The 15,566-nt window shown below is 64.8% G+C and carries 10 protein-coding genes; 7 read left to right on the forward strand and 3 right to left on the reverse strand.

What is annotated here, in order from left to right:
* Window positions 1–25: 25 nt before the first annotated feature.
* From ACE3TH_RS09695 to ACE3TH_RS09725, 7 genes are all read left to right on the forward strand, one after another.
* Window positions 26–1,105: a LacI family DNA-binding transcriptional regulator gene (locus tag ACE3TH_RS09695; RefSeq protein ID WP_374599550.1), complete on the forward strand. Its 1,080-nt coding sequence runs from the start codon at window positions 26–28 to the stop codon at window positions 1,103–1,105.
* Complete coding sequence (locus ACE3TH_RS09700) at window positions 1,102–4,182, forward strand: carboxypeptidase regulatory-like domain-containing protein (protein ID WP_374599551.1); 3,081 nt, start codon at window positions 1,102–1,104, stop codon at window positions 4,180–4,182. Before ACE3TH_RS09695 ends, ACE3TH_RS09700 begins: the two co-directional genes overlap by 4 nt.
* An 86-nt stretch (window positions 4,183–4,268) precedes the next feature.
* Window positions 4,269–5,711 (forward strand): glucoamylase family protein, encoded by a 1,443-nt coding sequence (locus tag ACE3TH_RS09705; protein ID WP_374599552.1) that lies wholly within the window; start codon window positions 4,269–4,271, stop codon window positions 5,709–5,711.
* Window positions 5,708–6,982 (forward strand): extracellular solute-binding protein, encoded by a 1,275-nt coding sequence (locus ACE3TH_RS09710; protein ID WP_374599553.1) that lies wholly within the window; start codon window positions 5,708–5,710, stop codon window positions 6,980–6,982. Before ACE3TH_RS09705 ends, ACE3TH_RS09710 begins: the two co-directional genes overlap by 4 nt.
* On the forward strand, window positions 6,979–7,920 hold the full coding sequence (locus ACE3TH_RS09715) for a carbohydrate ABC transporter permease (RefSeq protein WP_374599554.1): 942 nt from the start codon (window positions 6,979–6,981) through the stop codon (window positions 7,918–7,920). The genes ACE3TH_RS09710 and ACE3TH_RS09715 overlap by 4 nt, the downstream gene beginning before the upstream one ends.
* The gene (locus ACE3TH_RS09720) at window positions 7,917–8,741 is read left to right on the forward strand and encodes a carbohydrate ABC transporter permease (RefSeq protein ID WP_374599555.1); all 825 of its coding nucleotides are present in this window, start codon (window positions 7,917–7,919) and stop codon (window positions 8,739–8,741) included. Before ACE3TH_RS09715 ends, ACE3TH_RS09720 begins: the two co-directional genes overlap by 4 nt.
* A gap of 8 nt (window positions 8,742–8,749) precedes the next feature.
* On the forward strand, window positions 8,750–11,971 hold the full coding sequence (locus tag ACE3TH_RS09725) for a discoidin domain-containing protein (protein WP_374599556.1): 3,222 nt from the start codon (window positions 8,750–8,752) through the stop codon (window positions 11,969–11,971).
* Here the strand turns inward: ACE3TH_RS09725 and ACE3TH_RS09730 are convergent, their stop codons facing one another.
* From ACE3TH_RS09730 to ACE3TH_RS09740, 3 genes are all read right to left on the reverse strand, one after another.
* Window positions 11,972–12,343 (reverse strand): hypothetical protein, encoded by a 372-nt coding sequence (locus ACE3TH_RS09730; protein ID WP_374599557.1) that lies wholly within the window; start codon window positions 12,341–12,343, stop codon window positions 11,972–11,974.
* Window positions 12,344–12,350: 7 nt separating this feature from the next.
* Window positions 12,351–13,478 (reverse strand): hypothetical protein, encoded by a 1,128-nt coding sequence (locus ACE3TH_RS09735; RefSeq protein WP_374599558.1) that lies wholly within the window; start codon window positions 13,476–13,478, stop codon window positions 12,351–12,353.
* A 90-nt stretch (window positions 13,479–13,568) separates the two neighbouring features.
* A complete protein-coding gene (locus ACE3TH_RS09740; RefSeq protein ID WP_374599592.1) occupies window positions 13,569–15,059 on the reverse strand; it encodes a replicative DNA helicase in 1,491 nt (496 codons plus the stop codon).
* Window positions 15,060–15,566 lie beyond the last annotated feature (507 nt).

A 15,566-nucleotide genomic window follows, 5' to 3' on the forward strand; every position in this document is an offset into this window, starting at 1 on the left:
AGCAAACTTGCGCGGCGGTGGCGGCATGAAGCCGGCCAATATCCGTGACGTGGCGCGCCGCGCGGACGTATCCGTGGCCTCGGTCTCGCGCGTGCTGAACGGCGCCGGCCCGGTCACGGCAGCCACCCGCGAAAAGGTTTTGCAGGCCGTCGAAGCCCTGCAATACGTCCCCCATTCTGGTGCCCGCAGCCTGTCGACCAGCAAGACCCAGACGATCGGCGTCATCCTTCCCGACCTGTACGGCGAGTTCTTCTCGGAGCTGATCCGCGGCATGGACGTCGCCGCGCGGGCTTTGGGCTATCACCTGATCGTCTCCAGCTCGCATGACGATGCGGAGGAGGCATCCGCCGCCATCCGCTCCATGCGTGGGCGGGTCGATGGCCTGATCGTCCTGTCGCCCCATCTGGATGCGGCCAATCTGGCTTCGAGCCTGGCGGGCCGCCTGCCGGTGCTGCTGATGAATGGCGGGGCGGGCGAGGCCGACCGGCCATCCATCGTGGTCGACAACCACGGCGGCGCGGTGCGGGCAGTCGAGCATCTGCTGGAGACGGGCCGTCGCCGGATCGTTCACATCTCGGGCCCGGCGGGGAACCTCGAGTCCGAGGCGCGTCTGGCCGGCTATCTGCAGGCGATGGCCAAGGCCGGTCTGCCGACCATGGTGCTGGACGGGGCCTTCACCCAGGCGTCAGGCCAAGCGGCCGGTCTCAAGATCAGCGAGATGGCCCTGAGGCCTGACGCTGTCTTCGCCGCCAACGACATCATGGCCGTCGGAGCCATGCTGGCCTTGCAGGATGCAGGTCTGCGCGTGCCCGAGGATGTCGCCCTGGTCGGCTTCGACGACGTGCCGATTGCCGACATGGTCCGGCCCGGCCTGACGACCCTCGGCATCAACATCGCAGAGACGGGCCGTGGTGCGCTGGAGCGTCTGGTCCGCATCATCAATAGCGCAGACGACGGCCCCGCCGATGTGTCCTGCGAAACCGTGCGACCGCAGTTGGTCGTGCGGGCGTCCACGGCGGCCGCGTCCCTGGCCCGTTCCACTCACCAACCCGGCGCACGCGCCGTCCATCCTGTTTCAGCCCTGGAGGGGGAGAACCCACAATGACACGCAACAAGGCTTACTTTGGCGCCGCATCCGCGCTGGCGCTGGCGATTTCACTGGCGGGTGCCGGCGTGGCATCGGCGCAGGTCACGACCTCGACGGTGCGTGGTGTGGTGACCGATGACGGAGCGGCTGAAGCAGGTGCTACTGTAGTCGCGCGCGATACGGCCAGCGGCTTCACCAGCCGGACGACGACCAGTGCCAACGGCACCTACGTCCTGTCGGGCCTGCGTCCGGGCAATTACGAGGTCACGGTTACCAGCACCGATGGAGAGACAGGCTCGGATGTGGTGTCGATTGGGGTTGGTCAGGTCGGTGATCTGGACCTGTCCGTGTCCGGGGCTGTTGTAACCGGTTCCACCGATCCCGGTGCCACAGAGTTGGGAGAAGTTGTCGTCACCGGGCGCCGTCTGGCCGAGGTGCGCACTCCTGAGAACGCGACCAACGTCACGACGCAGCAGATCAATACCCTGCCGCAGATCAACCGCAACTTCCTGAACTTTGCAGCACTGGCGCCCGGCGTTCGTCTGTCATTGGACGAGAACGAGCAGACGATCACTGCCGGTGGCCAGCGTGCCGAGTCCGTCAACGCCTTCATCGACGGGGCCAGCCTGAAGTCTAACATCATCGCCGGTGGCATCATCGGTCAGGATGACAGCCGCGGTAACCCCTTCCCGCAAGCCGGCATCCAAGAGTTCCGGGTCGTCAGCCAGAACTTCAAAGCCGAATACGAACAAGCGTCGTCAGCGATCATTACGGCCGTCACGCGCTCCGGGACCAACGAGTTTCAGGGTGAAATTTTCGGCACCTATCGCGATCAGAGTTTCATCGCTCAGGACATCTTTGCCGAGCGTGCTAACCTTGAGAAGCCGGACCTGGAAGTGCGCCAATATGGGTTCGCCTTGGGTGGACCGATCATCCGGGACCAACTGCACTTCTTCGGCACCTATGAGCGCAAGGAAGAAGGGCGCGCCCGCGTCGTCGATCTGGGGGATCGTGCGACTCTCGCTGATGAGGCACGGTTCGCCGAGTATATCGGCACCTTCGCTGCGCCATTCGAGGAAGATTTGTATTTCGGCAAGCTGAGCTGGCAGCCGGCCGAGGGCCATCTGATCGACTGGAGCGTCACTTATCGTGATGAATCCGACCTGCGTGATTTCGGTGGAGCCGACGCGTTCGAACGCGCCAACAATCTGCAGCAGACGACGCTGACCAGCAACGTCCGCTATCAGTGGCAAACGGACTCGTTCCTGAACGAGTTCGCGATCGACTACCGCGATTACAACTATAATCCGGGCGCAGCCAACTTCTCGGATGTTGGTCAGAGCTTCAGGCGGTTCGAGGATTCGAACCAGAATACCCCGGCGTTTGACCCAGACTTCTTTGGCGGCTTCACGATCCTGAATATCGGCGGTCGCGACAGTACCCAGGACATTCACGACAACGCCGTCACCGTCCGAAACGATCTGACGTTCAACGATTGGGAGATGAATGGCTTCCACACCATCAAGGTGGGCGGCAAGGTGTCGTTCCAGAACTATCAGGTCGAAAAGCAGTTCGGCCGCAACCCCTTCTTCTACTACGATCTGGACGGTCGCCCTGAACTGAGCGGCAGCAGCACGGTGCCATACCGAGTTGAATTGGGCCGGTCCTTCCCGGAAGTCGATCTCGATAACACCGTCATCGGCCTTTACATTCAGGATGATTGGCGCATCACCGATCAGCTCGAGCTGAACCTGGGCATCCGTTGGGACTATGAGACCAACGCCAACAACAAGGACTATGTGACCCCTGCCAACGTCGTCACGGGCTTGAACCAGTATTTTGCCTCGACGGCAGGCGGACGTCCGGCGGGCTATGTGCCCAGCTTCTTCAATCAGTCGGACTACATCTCCACCGGCAACAATCGTGACGCCTATGCCAAGGCGTTCCAGCCGCGCTTCGGCTTCTCCTACGATGTGTTTGGCGATCGCTCGACCGTGATCTTTGGTGGCGCGGGTCGTTACTATGACCGTGTGAACTTCAACTTCTCATACGACGAATTGGTCAAGCCGTTCGATATTCGCCAGAACGCCTTCTTCAGCACCACGGGTCGTCCCGCGGGTGAGGATCGCGACCCTGGTCCGGGCGTAGATCTGCCTGGTGAAGCGGGCGATCCCATCCTGTGGCAGTCGTCCTATGGCACGGCCGCAGGTCTTGATCCGGTCTTTGCGACCATCCCGGGCAAAGGCGAAGTCTTCCTGCTGAAGAACGACTTCGAGCCACCACGTACCGACCAGTTCAATCTGGGTCTTCGCCAGCGCTTTGGTGACTGGCAGAGCGAGTTCACGCTGGCTTATGGCAAGACCGAGAACGAATTCACCTGGCTGTACCTGGGTCGCTGCCGTGAGCCCAACCGGCCAACACAGGGTGGCGGCTTCGGCGACAATGGTGGCTTCTGCGGACCCGATGGTACGAACGAATTCCGCAACTATTTTGCGTCCGACCACAACAAGAGCCGTGAGTTCAAGGCCCTGTATGTCAAGCTGGACAAGAACTACACGCGCGATTCCGGCTGGGGTCTGAACATCGCCTACACCTGGTCCGAGGCCGAGCAGAATGGTGGTCGTGACGCCTTCTGCTTCGACTGCTTCGACATCGAAAACTCGCCGGTTCGTCCGACCGACAATGACGAGCGTCACCGGATCGTGGCCAACGGCATCGTCGATCTGCCCTTCGACTTCCAGCTGTCGGGCATTCTGACGCTGGGGTCGGGCGTCCCGTTTGACGTCTTCGACGGCACGGGTGCCAACTTCGTCTATCGTCCGAACGGTGGCCGCCCGCAGCAGTTCAACTTCATCATTCCGAACTCCTTCGCCTATCGGAATCTGGACCTGCGCTTGACCAAGAACTTCCAGGTCTGGGGCGGCCAGGAACTGTCGGTGTTCGTCGATGCGATCAACGTGTTCAACTTCGACAACTTCGCAGGGTTCGACGGTGGGACGGGATCGGCGACGGCTCCCAATCCCAACTTCGAGCGCCCGTCGCGTGTGCTGTTCCCGACCCGGACCTTCCAGATCGGTATGCGGTACAGCTTCTGATCTCCTGAGCCTGACGGCCGCCCCTCGCATCCCGGGGGGCGGCTGATTTTTTGACTGTTCCCTGTTTGCGTAAGAAGGTGTGGCCCATGGATCGTCGCGGATTTCTGATGGGCACGGCCGTGGCCTCGGCGGCGATGCTGGGCCTTGGGGTGCATCAGGCGGCGGCGCAGACGCACAGGCCTCCGCTGGTGAGCAATCCCGTCGATCCCGAAGTGGACGAGCTTCAGAAGCGCACCTTCGACTGGTTCACCCATGTCACCAATCGCACGAACGGCCTGACGCCGGATCGCTGGCCAACACCGTCCTTTTCGTCCGTGGCGGCCGTCGGCTTCGCCCTGACCTGCTGGCCCATCGGGGTCGAGCGCGGCTGGATGAGCCGGGAAGAGGCGCGCGAACGGACCCTGACCACCATCCGCTTCTTCCACGACCTGCCGCAGGGGCCCGAGGCGACGGGCGTCGGCGGTTACAAGGGCTTTTTCTACCATTTCCTGGACATGAACACCGGCCACCGCTTCGGTCGGACCGAGTTGTCGACGGTGGACACGACGTTGCTGATCGCCGGCATGCTGTTCGCCGCGCGCTGGTTCGACGGCTCGCATCGGGACGAGCGCGAGATCCGGCGTCTGGCGCAAGCGCTTTATGAGCGGGTGGAGTGGGACTGGGTCGTCGTCCGGCCTGATCGGATCAGCATGGGCTGGCACCCCGAGAGCGGTTTCATCGAGGCCGACTGGAACGTCTATAACGAGGGCATGCTGGTCCTGCTGCTGGCCATCGGCAGCCCGACCCATCCGGTGCCGGCCAGCGTCTGGGACGAATGGTGCAGCGTCTACGACCGCAGCTGGTCGAGCCGCTGGGGTCGCCCGCACCTGCATTTCCCGCCCCTGTTCGGGCATCAGTTCAGCCATCTGTTCGTCGACTTCCGCGGCATCCAGGACGCCTGGCTGCGCGAGAAGGCGGCGGAGATCCCCGGCTTCGACTATTTCGAGAACAGCCGCCGCGCGGTCGAAGGCCAGCGCGCCTATGCCGTCGAGAACAGCCTGCGTTGGAAGGGTTATTCCGCCGATGTCTGGGGCCTGACGGCCTGCGACGGGCCGGGCGATTTCAGACAGGTGGTCTTTGACGGCACGGAGCGGGAGTTCTTCAGCTATTCCGCGCGCGGCCCCGGCGACCGCGACGACGGCACCCTGGCTCCCACAGCCGCCATGTCATCCCTGCCGTTCGCGCCCGCCGAAGTCACGGCCTGCCTGAAGGCGATGAAGGCTCAGTATCCGGACGTCTACACCCAGTACGGCTTCCTCGATGCCTTCAACCCGACCTTGACGGAGGCGGCCGCACCCTTGCGGCACGGCAAGATCACGCCGGGCGGCTGGATTGCCGATGATTACCTTGGCATCGACCAGGGCCCTATCGTCATCCAGATCGAGAACCATCGCAGCGACATCGTCTGGAGCCGGATGCGCGGCGAGCCAAACCTGACGCGTGGCTTGAAGCGCGCCGGCTTCACCGGGGCCTGGCTGGGTCGCGGATGAGCCTGTTCCGCCCGGATCGCAGGACGGCGCTGGGCCTTCTGGCCGGTGCGGGCGCGGCCGGGCTGACGGGGTGCGGGCCGCGCGACGACGGCACCACCCGCCTGCGCTTCTGGGCCATGGGGTCGGAGGCGACCAATGTCGGCCAGTTGCTTCCGGAGTTCGAGCGGCTTAACCCCGGCATTACGGTGGAGGTGCAGGCCCTGCCGTGGACGGCGGCGCACTCAAAGCTGCTGACCTCCTATGCCGGGTCGTCGCTGCCGGACCTCAGCCAGGTCGGCAACACCTGGGTGTCGGAGATGACGGCCATCGGCGCCATCAGCCCCCTCCCGGCATTTGCAGACGACCTGCTGACCGATCAGTTTCCGGCAGTGCTGGAGACGAACCAGATCAGTGGCCGACCGATGGCGACGCCCTGGTATGTCGATACCCGACTGATCTTCTATCGTACCGATCTGCTGGAGCGGGCAGGCTATGACGCCGTGCCCCAGACCTGGGATGGCTGGAAACAGGCCATGCATGCGGTCAAGCGCGTGGCGGGAGCCGGGAACTATGCGGTTCTGCTGCCGGTCAATGAGTTCGAGCAACTGCTGACGTTTGGACTGCAGGGCACCGAGCCGCTGCTGCGCGACCGCGACACGCGCGGCAACTTCTCCAGCCGGTCGTTCGTGGCGGCCCTGACCTTCTACAAGAGCCTGTTCGACGAGGGCCTGGCCCCGTTGGCGTCGTCGACCCAGATTTCCAACGTATGGACCGAGTTCGAGCGCGGCTATTTCAGCTTCTACTTTTCCGGCCCCTGGAGCATCGGCGATTTCCGCACGAGGCTGGCTCCGACCACGCGGTGGATGACGTCCGGCGTGCCCGGACCGAACGGGCCGGGGGCCTCGGCTCCGGGTGGGTCGTCGCTGGTGGTCTATCGGTCGTCGCCGCATCAGGAGGCGGCGTGGAAGCTGGTGCGCTATCTGTCGGATCCAGCGGTGCAGGCGCGGTTCAACGGCATCACCGGCAATCTGCCCGCGCGCGAGAGCGCGTGGGCCACCCCGGCGGTCGCCGCTGACCCCTATATCGCCGCGTTCAAGGGGCAGCTGTCGCGCGCCAGGGCCGTGCCCAAGGTGCCGGAGTGGGAGCGGATCGTCACCGAGATGCAGATCGTCGCCGAGCGCATGGTGCGCGGCGAATACACGCCCGCTACCGCCGGGGCCGAGATCGACCGCCGGGCCGATCGTCTGCTGGAAAAACGCCGCTGGATGATCGAACAGGGGAGGGCGGAATGACTGCGCAGCCGATCCCGCCGCTGACGGCCAAGGCCACACGCAAACCGGGCACGCCCCGCTCGCGCGAACGCGCCGCCTGGGGCTTCGTGGCCCCGGCTCTGATCGCCATCGCCGTCTTCTTCGCCATCCCGGTTTTCGCGGCCCTGCTGCTCAGCCTGACGGATTTCGACATCTACGCCCTGGCCGACATCGGCAATATGCGGTTCGTGGGGGTGCAGAACTACGAGCGGCTGTTCACCAATCCGCTGTTCTGGACGGCGATGAAGAATACCGGCGTGTTCACGGTCATAGGCGTGCCTCTGTCGATCGCCACCTCCCTGGCGGCGGCGGTGATACTGAATGCGCGCGTGATCAAGTGGCGGCCGATCTGGCGGGTCGCCTTCTTCGCCCCCTTTGTGACCACGCTCGTGGCCACAGCCGTCCTGTGGAACTACCTTCTTCACACCAAATACGGCGTCATCAACTGGACCATTGGAGCGGTCGGCATCCCGCCCGTGGACTGGCTGGGCCAGCCTTCGACCTCCATCCCGGCGATCCTGATGTTCGTGGTGTGGAAGATCTTCGGCTACAACATGCTGATCTTCCTGGCCGTGCTGCAGACCGTGCCGGACGACCTGTACGAGGCCGCGCGCATCGACGGGGCCGGGCCGTGGAAACAGTTCCGCCACGTGACGCTGCCCGCCATCGCGCCGACCCTGCTGCTGGTGTCGATCATCTCGGTCGCGGGCTTCTTCCAGCTGTTCGCCGAGCCCTATGTGATGACGCAAGGGGGACCCGCGCAGTCGACCGTGACGGTGCTCTACTTCATGTACGAGGAGGGCTTCAAATGGTGGAACCTGGGCTCCGCCAGCGCCGTCGCCTTCGTGCTGTTCCTGTGCATCCTGGCCGTCACCCTGGTCCAGCTGGCCGTGGCGAAACGGCTGGGGGCCTACGAATGAGCGCCCGTCGCCTTAAGGCCCTGATCCTGAACATCGGCGTGGCGCTGATCGCATTGCTGGTGCTCTTTCCGCTCGTCTGGATGCTGTCGGTCAGCTTCATGTCGACGGGTGAGGCCGCGACCTTCCCGCCGCCGTTGTTGCCCAAGGTCTGGACGCTGGAGCATTACCGCGACCTGTTCGTGACCCAGGGCATGGGGCGGTATCTGTGGAACAGCTTTGCCCTGGCGTCGCTGGCCACGGCCCTGGCTTTGGCCTTCACCGTGCCCGCCGGTTACGCCTTCGCCAAGCTGAGCTTCAAGGGACGGGATCGCGTGTTCCAGATTCTGGTCGGAGCGCTCGTCGTGCCGGCCCAGATCGGCACCTTGCCGCTATTTCTGATGCTGAAGTCGGTGGGGCTGGTGAACACCTATGCCGGGGCACTGGTGCCGTGGCTGGCGTCGATCTTCGGCCTGTTCCTGGTGCGCCAGTATGCGCTGAGCATCCCCGACGAAATGCTGGAGGCGGCCCGCATCGACGGCGCGTCCGAAGGGCAGATCTTCCGCCGCGTGGTCCTGCCGACGCTGCAGCCCATCATCGTGACTCTGGCCCTGTTCGTCTTCCTGGGCAGCTGGAACGACTTCCTGTGGCCGCTGATCATCCTGACGGACCAGTCAAACTATACGCTGCCCGTGGCGCTGGCCGCCCTGTCGCGCGAGCACGTGCAGGACATCGAGCTGATGATGGCGGGAGCCGTGATCACGGTCGCGCCGGTGCTGATCCTCTTCCTGGCCCTGCAACGCTACTACATCCGCGGCATGCTGGCGGGGAGCGTGAAGGGGTGATCAGGAGTATGCGTATGTGGGTTCGATGGTTGGTTCTGATCGCGCTGCTGGTGATGCCCGCAGGCATGGTCCACGCCCAGTCCACTCGCACCCTTGACGCCTTCGAGCCCCTGACGCCGTGGACCGCCGACGCCTCCACCGACGTGTCCTCGCGGATCAGTGCCGTGCCCGGTCATGACGGCCAGGCCATGCGGCTGGACTACGATTTCAACGGCCGGTCTGGCTATGCCTTCGCGGCCCGGTCGATCGATCTGGCGGTTCCCGAAAACTATGAGATCAGCTTCTGGCTGCGCGGCGAGATGCGGCCCAATACGCTGGAGATCAAGTTCACTGATGCCTCGGGCGAGAACGTCCACTGGCGTCAGGTGCGGGCGTTCCAGGCGACCAGCGGCTGGACCCGCTATGTCATCAAGAAGCGGCAGGTTATCTGGGCCTGGGGCCCGAACCCGGACCGGACCTTCCGGGGAGCTCAAAGGATCGAGTTCGTCATCACGGCGGGCGAGGGCGGCCAGGGCTGGATCGAGGTCGATCAGCTAGAGCTGCGTGAGTTGCCACCGGAGCCGTCTGTCCCGCCACGCCCGCTGGCGGAGGCGTCGAGCGAGGCGGGACGCAGCCTGGCTGGTCTGGCCGTCGACGGCGACCCGACCACAGTCTGGCGGACCGAGGCTGCGGGTGCGCAGAGCCTGACGCTGGACCTCGGGTATGAGCGCGAGTTCGGCGGCCTGACCCTGCGCTGGGCCGAACGCGGCGCGGCGATGGACTATGCCGTCATGGCCTCGTCCGATGGGCATGACTGGCGTGAGCTGGCGCAAGTGACCGGCGGTGACGGCGGTGTCGACTGGCTGCGGACGCCGGAAGCCTCGGCCCGATGGTTGCGGCTGGATCTGAAGGCTCCGCAATCGACCTCCACCGTGGTCGGTCAGGCCGGCGCCGGCCAGCGGCTGGGCGTCACAGAGGCCGCCGCCTATGCCCTGTCAGAGATCGAGATCGAACCCCTGTCGTTCGGCGAGACGGCGACGACCTTCATCACTGCTGTGGCCGGCGAGAGCCGTCGCGGCCTGTATCCGCGCGGTTTCCACGGCGAGCAGCCCTACTGGACCCTGGTCGGGGTCGATGGCGGCGGCGAGAGCGGCCTGATCGGCGAGGACGGGGCCATCGAACTGCGTCGTGGCGGACCGTCGATCGAGCCGTTCGTGCTGGACAACGGGCGGCTGGTGACCTGGGCCGATGTGAATGTCACCCAGAGCCTGCGCGATGATGACCTTCCGGTCCCGTCGGTGACCTGGACATCAGACGGGTGGACCTTGACCACCACGGCCTTTGCCGACGGCACCCCGGAGGCGGCCCAGCTTTATGGTCGCTATGCCCTGACCAACACGTCCAGCCGGGCACAGACCCTGACGCTGGCGCTGATGGCGCGGCCCTATCAGGTCAATGGGCCGCGCCAGTTCCTGACGACGCCGGGCGGTGTCGGGCCGATCAATCGTCTGCGCTGGACCGGCTCTGCATTGGCCTTGAACGGTGATCTGGGCGTCCGGCCCATGGTCGCGCCTGACGGTATCGCCTTGTCCGGATTCCAGGGGGGCGGCGATCCGCAAGCCTTGCTGGCTGATGCGGCCCGTCGCCGGGCAGCGGGTGCCGAGGTGAGCGTCGAGGATAAAGACCTGGCCAGTGGTGCGATGCTGTATGACGTCACGCTCCAGCCCGGAGAGACCCGCACCTTCGGCTGGGTGTCGGCGCTGTCCGGCGACCTGCCGACGCTGCCGGTGACCGGTTCGATCGAAGCTGTGCTCGACACCGTCGAGGACCGTGTCGCCAGCGCATGGCGCGAGAAGATGGACCGCTTCGACCTCACCCTGCCGCCCGAGGCCCAGCGGATCGAGGACGTCATGCGCTCTTCTTTGGCCCAGATGCTGATGTCGCGGCAGGGCCCAATCCTGCAGCCGGGTACCCGCAGCTATAACCGCAGCTGGATCCGCGACGGCGCTATGATGGCCGAGGGTCTGAACCGGCTGGGGCATGCTGATCTGTCGGCAGATTATCTGCGCTGGTACGCCCCCTATGTTTTCGACAACGGCAAGGTGCCCTGCTGCGTCGATGCGCGCGGGGCCGATCCGGTGCCGGAGAATGACAGCCACGGCGAGTTCGTCTTCCTGGCCGCCGAGACATATCGGTACACCCGCGACGAAGCCCTGCTGCGGCAGGTGTGGCCCCAGGTTCAGGCCGCCATCGGCTATATGGACACTTTGCGGGCCTCGACCCGCACCGCCGAGTTCCAGGCGGCGGACAAGCGGCACCTGTTCGGCCTGCTGCCCCCGACCATCAGCCACGAAGGCTATTCGGACCGTCCGGCCTATTCCTACTGGGACGATTTCTGGGGCCTGCTGGGATACCGCGACGCCGTCTTCATCGCCGAGACTCTGGGCGACGCCGAGGCGGCGACGCGCATCCGGGCGTCGGAGTCCGAGTTCAAGGCCGACATCATGGCCTCGATCCGCGCAACGGCCCAGGTGCACGGCATCGACTGGATCGCGGGCGCGGCGGACCGGGGCGATTTCGACGCCACCTCCACTACCATCGGCCTGTCGCCCGGCGGGCTGATCGACGACCTGCCACCCGAGCTTCTGACCGGGACCTTCGACAAGTGGTGGGACAACTTCACGGCCCGTCAGGAGAACCGTCAGGCGTGGAAGGACTACACCCCCTATGAGCTGCGCAATGTCGGGGCCATGGTCCGGCTGGGACGGCGCGAGGAGGCGCTCAGGGCGCTGGACTTCTACTTCGCTGACATGCGCCCCATTGCCTGGAACGGCTGGGCCGAGGTGGTCGGACGCGACGAGCGCGAGCCGCGCTTCATCGGCGACATGCCCCATGCCTGGATCAGCTCGGACTACATCCGCTCGACCCTGGACCTGTTGGTCTATGAGCGGGACCGCGACCACGCCCTGGTTTTGGCGGCGGGCATCCCGACCGCCTGGCTGGCGGGAGAGGGCGTGGGCGTCGAAGGCGTCCGCACCGCCTATGGCCCGCTGACCTATCGCCTGAAGCAGGAGGGCCAGGGCTATGTGCTGACCCTGGGCCCTGCGGTCATCCCTGCGGGCGGCTTCGTCATCCAGTGGCCGCCGGGCGAGACGCCGCCTGCCCGTGTGCGGATAGACGGTCGAGCAGCGGCGTGGAATGGATCGGAACTGTCGATTCCCGCTGGAGCGCGTCGGGTAGAGATGCGCTGATCAGGCCGCCGGTTCGGCCGCGCGCTCCGCAACGGCTGGTGCCTCGCAATAGACGTAGCCTTCGACAATGTAGTGGCCCGGCCTGCCTCCGTACCGGTCGTAGTATGTCGTCGGCTGCAAGGCCGTGTGCATCGATTTGCGGGCCACTTTGCCGTCGCACAGTTCCGACGCCCGGCGGTTCCAGTACTCCATGGCCAGACCACCATCCATCAGCTCGACGCGGACGGTGTGGCCCCCATCCGCGTTCGGCCGGTCACTATAGCCGAAGTATGACTTGTCGCTGATCGGCACATAGTCGACTCCGCTGACGCAGCCGCTCAAGGCCAGCAGGGCTAGGGCGGCGCAGGCGCGAGCAGGCTCGCGGAACGTCATGACCGGTTCAGCGCGCGCGAACTGCGGCTCGGGCGGCGGCGCGGATCTGTTCGATCCGCTCGGAGTGGACCTTGGCGATGCTCATGGTGTTGCCGAAGGTCGTGAAGCTGGTCACGCCGGCAGGCGAGGAAATGTAGGAGCCGGCCTGCACTCCTGCGCCCACGCGGCGCACGGTCCGACCGTCGGGCAGGGTCTCGACCAGTTCGTCCTGACCTTCCAGGCTGGGAACAGCGGTGCGGTTCATGTCGATCAGGGCATATCGGGCCAGCAGGCGATGGGCATTGTCGACTTCGGCCCGCAGCAGGGCACCGTTGTCCTTGATCCATTCGCGGGCCAGGAAGATCGAGATTTCGCCCTTGGTCAGGTTGTCGTCGGTGGCCTGTTCCATCTCCTTGGTCATGGCCTTGTAGGCGTCGGTGCCCTCGACCGGCAGGGCCCCATTCTCGTCGCGGGAGTTCTCCTGAACCGAAGCGATGAGGCGTTCGCGCAACTCGGGCGTCAGTTCCGGCACAGGCAGTTGGCGCGAGAAATAGGTGAAGGTGTTGCGATAGGTCGGACCCGTCAGCTCGCTCGCGGGAGGCGACTTTTCGAAGCTGTAGGGCGTGACATACGGCACCTCGGTGTTGGCGTAGGTCAGGGTGAAGACGATCTGCAGCGTCGAGGCGTCTTCCGACAGGGTGTAGGCCGAGGTGACCTCGACCGCGTCATTGGCCGGCGTGGGCACTTCCAGCCGCTGGACGGTCGTCACGTCTGAAACGACAACCGCATTGGCCGGCGGCGTGGGGTCGATCTGACGTCGCAGATGATCCGCCAGCGAGGCGTTCAGCGAATCGACCGGCATGACTTCGGCGATCTCGTTGGCGGTCTTGGTCGCGCGGCGCGCCGGGAAGGAATTGATGATCGCGTCCATCGTCGCCGACACCAGGGCCCCGATCAGGCCGAACTGGGCACCGGCGGCCGAACTGTCCTGCGCAAACCAGGTCTTGGCAATGCCGTTGTTGTCCTCGACCACGGTGAAGGTGGTGGGACCGATCGCGGCGATCTGACCCTCATTCAGGGGTCGCGCATTCGGCACCGGCGTGGTGGCGCAGGCAGCCAGAGACAGCGCGGCGAGCGCGGCGACGAAGATACGCATGAGACTTCCCCCGAACGACCGCACCTCCCCCGGCGCGGTTAATGCGTCAGCCTAATCCGAAAGCCCGGCAGGGTGTCAAGACCGGCGTTCTTAGTCGCCGTAGCTGTCGTACTGCTGACCCTGGGCGAGATTGCCGAACTTGGTGGTATCGGCGTCGAAGGACAGTTTGACGATGCCGATCGGACCATGGCGCTGCTTGCCGATGACGACCTCGGCCTGGTGCTCCAGCCGGTCCATGTCTTCCTGCCACTTGAGGTGTTCTTCGGTGCCCTCGCGCGGCTCGGCCCGGCCCAGATAGTAGCTTTCGCGGTAGACGAACATGACGCAGTCGGCGTCCTGCTCGATCGAGCCGGATTCGCGCAAGTCGGACAGTTGCGGCCGCTTGTCCTCGCGCTGCTCGACCTGACGCGACAGCTGCGACAGGGCGATGATGGGGACGGACAATTCCTTAGCCAGGGCCTTGAGGCCGCCGGTGATCTCCGACACTTCCTGCACGCGGTTCTTCTGGTTGCCGCCTTCGCCGACGGTGACCAGTTGCAGGTAGTCCACGATGATCAAATCGAGGCCGTGTTCCATCCGCTTCAGCCGACGCGCGCGGGCGGCCAGCTTGGCGATGGACAGGCCGCCGGTGGCGTCGATGTAAAGGGGGCTTTCGCCGATCTCGACGGCGGCGTCCCTGATCTTGCCGAAATCCGAGGCGTTGATCTCGCCCTTACGCAGCTTGTCGGACGAGACGCCAGAGGCATCGGCCAGAATCCGCATGGCCAGCTGCTCGGCGCTCATTTCCAGTGAGTAGAAGGCCACGACCCCGCCCGAGACGGTCTTGCGTCCTTCTGGCGTCGGCTCCCAGCGATAGTTGCGGGCCACGTTGAAGGCGATGTTGGTGGCCAGCGCCGTCTTGCCCATCGACGGACGACCCGCGAGGATCAAAAGGTCCGAGGGGTGCAGGCCGCCCAGCTTGGCGTCCAGATCATCCAGATTTGTGGCCAGGCCGGCCAGCTTGCCGTCGCGCTGATAGGCTTCCGCCGCCATCTGGACCGCGCCGGACAGGGCGTTGGAAAAGCTGACGAAGCCGGATGACGGCTTGCCCGTTTCGGCCAGCGAATAGAGTTGTGCCTCGGCCCCCTCGATCTGGTCGATGGCGGGGGTTTCGGGCTGCGGGGCCTGATGGATGATCTCTCCGCCGATGCGGATCAGGTCGCGGCGTAGCGCCAGGTCATAGACGACGCGAGCGTAGTCGGGGGCATTGGCCGCGGGCGGAGCGCGGTCGACGAGGTCGGCCAGATAGCGCAGGCCGCCGAACTCCTGAAACGCCGGGTCCTGCTTGAACCGTTCCATCAGGATGGTGGGCTCGGCCAGCATGCCCTGACGGATGTGATCCTCGATGGCGTCGTACAGACGCTGGTGGAAGGGCTCATAGAAATGGGTGCCCCGCAGGCGGTCCGACAGCCGCTCGAACACGGCATTGTCGAACATCAGCGAACCCAGCAGCGCCTGCTCGGCCTCAAGGTTGTGAGGCATGACCGTAACCGATGGATTGTCGAGCGGCGACGGAAAGCTGAGGGGAGCCAGGGCGTTCATACGCAAACCCATAGCGTCATGATGGGTCAGCTGGGGACGTATTCCGACCGATCGGCGATATGACAGGGGATAGGCTGTGGATGGTGATCGAAGGGCAAATGTCTCCATCGCTCTTCAGAAAATGAAGTGGAGACATTTTCCAGATAGGGTCCAACCTGAACGAACTGACATAGGGCCTGATCTTGCTGCCGACAGGAGCGGGCCGATTGTCAGGATGCAGTTTTCAAAGACCCCCGCCAGCGATGAAATACGCTGCCACATAGATGCGTCACTTGCGGACGTAGCTCGATCAAGTCGCCTGTTCGGCGCATGCCGAAGGAGCGAGTGTCTCCACACAGGAGTCGAGAGGGACCAGCATATCAGGGTCGGAATTACACGCCCTCGGGGCGACGCACGGCATTGGGGTTATGCCGATCCGGGAGGAGAGAAAGGGGCGACAATACTGGGCCCAATACACGACGCGGACAAACGCGCCGCCCCTTCCATCACGGCCCTGAGGCCGTGATC

The sequence above is a fragment of the Brevundimonas sp. genome (assembly GCF_041919755.1).
In the GTDB taxonomy this organism is placed as follows: domain Bacteria; phylum Pseudomonadota; class Alphaproteobacteria; order Caulobacterales; family Caulobacteraceae; genus Brevundimonas.

Bases quoted from the DNA above. Each gene is read 5' to 3' on its own strand.
- ACE3TH_RS09695 (WP_374599550.1), top strand. From the start codon at position 26: ATGAAGCCGGCCAATATCCGTGACGTGGCGCGCCGCGCGGACGTATCC.
- ACE3TH_RS09700 (WP_374599551.1), top strand. From the start codon at position 1,102: ATGACACGCAACAAGGCTTACTTTGGCGCCGCATCCGCGCTGGCGCTG.
- ACE3TH_RS09705 (WP_374599552.1), top strand. From the start codon at position 4,269: ATGGATCGTCGCGGATTTCTGATGGGCACGGCCGTGGCCTCGGCGGCG.
- ACE3TH_RS09710 (WP_374599553.1), top strand. From the start codon at position 5,708: ATGAGCCTGTTCCGCCCGGATCGCAGGACGGCGCTGGGCCTTCTGGCC.
- ACE3TH_RS09715 (WP_374599554.1), top strand. From the start codon at position 6,979: ATGACTGCGCAGCCGATCCCGCCGCTGACGGCCAAGGCCACACGCAAA.
- ACE3TH_RS09720 (WP_374599555.1), top strand. From the start codon at position 7,917: ATGAGCGCCCGTCGCCTTAAGGCCCTGATCCTGAACATCGGCGTGGCG.
- ACE3TH_RS09725 (WP_374599556.1), top strand. From the start codon at position 8,750: ATGCGTATGTGGGTTCGATGGTTGGTTCTGATCGCGCTGCTGGTGATG.
- ACE3TH_RS09730 (WP_374599557.1), bottom strand. From the start codon at position 12,343: ATGACGTTCCGCGAGCCTGCTCGCGCCTGCGCCGCCCTAGCCCTGCTG.
- ACE3TH_RS09735 (WP_374599558.1), bottom strand. From the start codon at position 13,478: ATGCGTATCTTCGTCGCCGCGCTCGCCGCGCTGTCTCTGGCTGCCTGC.
- ACE3TH_RS09740 (WP_374599592.1), bottom strand. From the start codon at position 15,059: ATGAACGCCCTGGCTCCCCTCAGCTTTCCGTCGCCGCTCGACAATCCA.